General features: G+C 53.6%; 3 protein-coding genes and 1 pseudogene. 3 read left to right on the top strand and 1 reads right to left on the bottom strand.

Annotated elements, in window-relative coordinates; all coding sequences use genetic code 11:
• A partial coding sequence (locus tag WCA53_RS02410; protein ID WP_423905089.1) for a LysR family transcriptional regulator occupies nt 1–195 on the bottom strand: 195 nt, incomplete at its 3' end.
• Nucleotides 196–851: 656 nt separating this feature from the next.
• On the opposite strand from WCA53_RS02410, the gene WCA53_RS02405 reads away from it, so the two are divergent.
• The 3 genes and pseudogenes from WCA53_RS02405 to WCA53_RS02395 form a co-directional block, all read left to right on the top strand.
• Entirely contained in the window at nt 852–1811 is a 960-nt protein-coding gene (locus WCA53_RS02405) for a D-2-hydroxyacid dehydrogenase family protein (protein ID WP_423905088.1), read from the top strand.
• A 391-nt stretch (nt 1812–2202) separates the two neighbouring features.
• Nucleotides 2203–2661, top strand: coding sequence for a tautomerase family protein (locus WCA53_RS02400; protein WP_423905086.1), 459 nt, complete (start codon nt 2203–2205; stop codon nt 2659–2661).
• A 387-nt stretch (nt 2662–3048) separates the two neighbouring features.
• Nucleotides 3049–3139: pseudogene (locus WCA53_RS02395) on the top strand (IS6 family transposase); the annotation flags it as partial.

The following is a 3139-nucleotide window of genomic DNA, read 5'->3' as shown; positions in this document are numbered from 1 at the left end:
ATGGTTGCAGCGCACGAAATAGCGACGTCCAACGTCTGTCAACCTCATCTTTCTCGTTGTCCGCTGCAATAGCTTCGCAGAAAGATGCGACTCGAGCTCCGAAATTGCCCGCGACGCGCTCGCCGTAGTCGTACCGAAATGCCTTGCCGCTTCCGTAAAGCTCTCCAATTCCACGAGCTTTACAAAGTACTTCATCTTCTGGAGTAGTTCCATCCCGTAACCCCACCGCGAAAATTGCATGGGCGAATTCTTGCACGGAATATCACACCTATTGCTAAACGATTTGTAAACGATCTTTTCACCTATCTGCGGTATTCACCAACGGTCCCATAAAAATACAATTGCACCATGCCAACGCATCTAGGAGAGCCCCGTGTACGCGTCACCGTCCAAGATTGCACTCCCAGCGGCAACCTCCGCGAGCGGCGTCCTTGTGACGGGTTGCGCGAGGTTTGCGCGGAGCGAGTACTACGATTCATCACCAGGATTCCTACGCTCGCGATCGCACAAGCGCGTGTACGCGAAGCCGAATCGCTGGGTGAGTTACGCTTTTACAGATTCGCCGCGAAACGTGATGTATGGAGGCGGTTTGTTAACGCGCGAGCCATCCCCATGAGATGACATAAAGGATGGTTTGTCCGAACCAACGTTGGGTAGTGCGGTGGCAGCCAAGATCTCATAACCCACGGACTATTCTTTCGATCAATAGATGAAGTTCGACTATCACGGCGCCACGCACGGCCGTGCAAGGAAAGTGTGTTGGCGTCGTAACGGCGACTAACCGGCAACCTCAGCATCGTGCCGTGCGCGTGGCTTCGGCCGCCTACCCGTAAAAGAATGGGAAAAGAAACATGCCAATTTTTGCCAACTTCAAGGCAGCAATCCTCGACGATTACCAGAACGTCGCATTAAAAATGGCAGACTGGTCGCTGCTTGAAGGTCGAGTAGATATCACGGTGTTCAACGACCATATCAGCGACGCTGAAAGGCTGATTGATCGCCTGAAGCCATTCGATGTTGTGTGTGTAATGCGCGAGCGTGCGCCGCTCACGCGTGAAATCATCGAAAGGCTACCGAACCTCAAACTGATCGCTTCGACCGGTTTGGAAAACGCGTCGATCGATCTTGACGCGGCTGCCACGCATGGCATTGAGGTTGTTCACACAGGCTATAGTTCCACGCCCACGATTGAATTTACGTGGACACTGATCCTTGCTATGGCCCGCAACATCGCCCTCGAAAATCATTCGCTGCTGCAAGGTGGCTGGCAGGTTTCCATCGGCGAAGAACTCGCGGGTAAGACGCTTGGTCTGCTCGGCCTCGGTCGCGTCGGTTCAGCTGTCGGCATCATTGGTCGGGCGTTCGGAATGAACGTAGTCGCGTGGAGCCAGAATCTCACCTCAGAACGGGCACTAGCGAGCGGCGTGCAATTGGTCGGCAAGGAGGCGTTGTTTAGTACCGCAGACTTCCTGTCAGTCCACGTACGTCTGAGTCCGCGAACGCGCCATCTCATTGGGCAAGCGGAATTGGCTCAGATGAAACCTACGAGCCGACTGATCAATACGTCGCGCGGTCCGATTGTCGACGAGGCCGCGCTCCTCAAGTCTCTGACGAGCGGGCAGATTGCGGGCGCCGCGGTGGATGTCTACGATGTCGAACCCCTCGGAAATCCGCATCCGTTGCGCGAACTACCCAACGTACTCGCAACCCCGCACATTGCGTATGTAACGGAGGAATTGTACCGAACGTTCTATGGCGATACCGTGCAGAACATCGTTTGTTGGGTCGAGAAAAAAAGCCGACCACACTAAAGCAGACGTCGACCTATCCATAAGTTGTAGACGTCAGCACTTGAGTCGAAAGACAATATAAGTTCGTTTAGTCATTCATAACCTGATAGTCAAGATACCCGGGCAGAGAAAAAGTTCAGGCCCACAGCCGCGAAGCGGTGCGCCGCAGATGCACGCTTGAGCTTCAACTCGACCGGTTAAACTCGATATTCTCGGGACGGACAATACTTCTGCAGACGATGTCTGCTTGGACAAGTACCGGCTAACCCACATAGGTGACTTACCACCGCGTAGCTTCGTCCACAAATGCGTACCCGGTGCAACATGCCGGGATTTCATAGTCGAAACGCTTAGGTGCCGACATGCACAGTCAAAACTCTCGCGTTTCACGTTTTTCAAAAGGAAGCTCGTCATGCCGACTTACGTATGTTCTATCCCTCCTAACACCCTGACCGACGAACAAAAGACACAGATCGCGGTAGCAATCGGTACGCGCCATAGTGAAGCGACGGGTGCTCACCCGTTTTTTGTCCAGGTCGAGATTGACGAGAACCCAGGGCGGACTCGTTATCTCGGTGGTTCTCCGGCCAATGCACACATCTGGATTCGCGGTGACATCCGCAGCGGGCGCCCCGACGAAGCTCGGCAGCAGCTTATGCTGAGCATCATGCGGGATGTCGCCAGCATCACCGGTCTTAAGGAGCGGGATATTTGGATCTATTTGTGTAATCTCGCCCCGATCGATATGGTTGAATATGGCCATGTCCTGCCCCCGCCGGGTGAAGAAGGACTTTGGTTCGAAAATCTGCCTAACGAACTGAAGACTTATCTCATGGGTCTGGGCGTACAACGGCAGAATTTTAGTCTGTAACAACCCCGTCGATATTGCGACAACGAGCGTCGACTCTCGTGCGTCTCTTAGAAAAGTAAACGGGCCCCTCGAGAGCGTCAAACGGCCGTTCAGGTGGTCGTTGTTTGGACGGTCCAGGCGCTCGCGCAATTTTTTGAAGGGTTGGTGAGTCGCAATTCAGAAGAAACAGCGCTACACGCCTTTACCTTGAGCTGATTCGTTCGGCACGTTTCGTCAATTCGTGACGCGCTCGAGAGTCACTCGAGCGGTTAAAGCACTTGAAAAATCCAAACCGTGTCGTTTTCAAAGATGACATGGTACCAATCGTATTCGCCCGACACACAGCACGTGCGAACTGCGTGGCGGGGGCATTGTCAGGTTGCCGTGTCGGTAGGGTAAGATTGGACGATGAAAAAATCGAAAGCGCTCTATCACCGTCACCGCTTTCCGGCTCACGTCATCAGTTGCGCAGTGCGATGGTATTTTCGTTTCCAGTTGA

Origin of the sequence: Caballeronia sp., assembly GCF_049581465.1 — a bacterium.
Classification (GTDB): domain Bacteria; phylum Pseudomonadota; class Gammaproteobacteria; order Burkholderiales; family Burkholderiaceae; genus Caballeronia.
Note: the sequence above shows the minus strand (reverse complement) of the source record. Positions and strands in the feature narration are given on the sequence as shown.

Coding starts and splice junctions, on each gene's coding strand:
- WCA53_RS02400 (WP_423905086.1), top strand. CDS start 2,203: ATGCCGACTTACGTATGTTCTATCCCTCCTAACACCCTGACCGACGAA.
- WCA53_RS02405 (WP_423905088.1), top strand. CDS start 852: ATGCCAATTTTTGCCAACTTCAAGGCAGCAATCCTCGACGATTACCAG.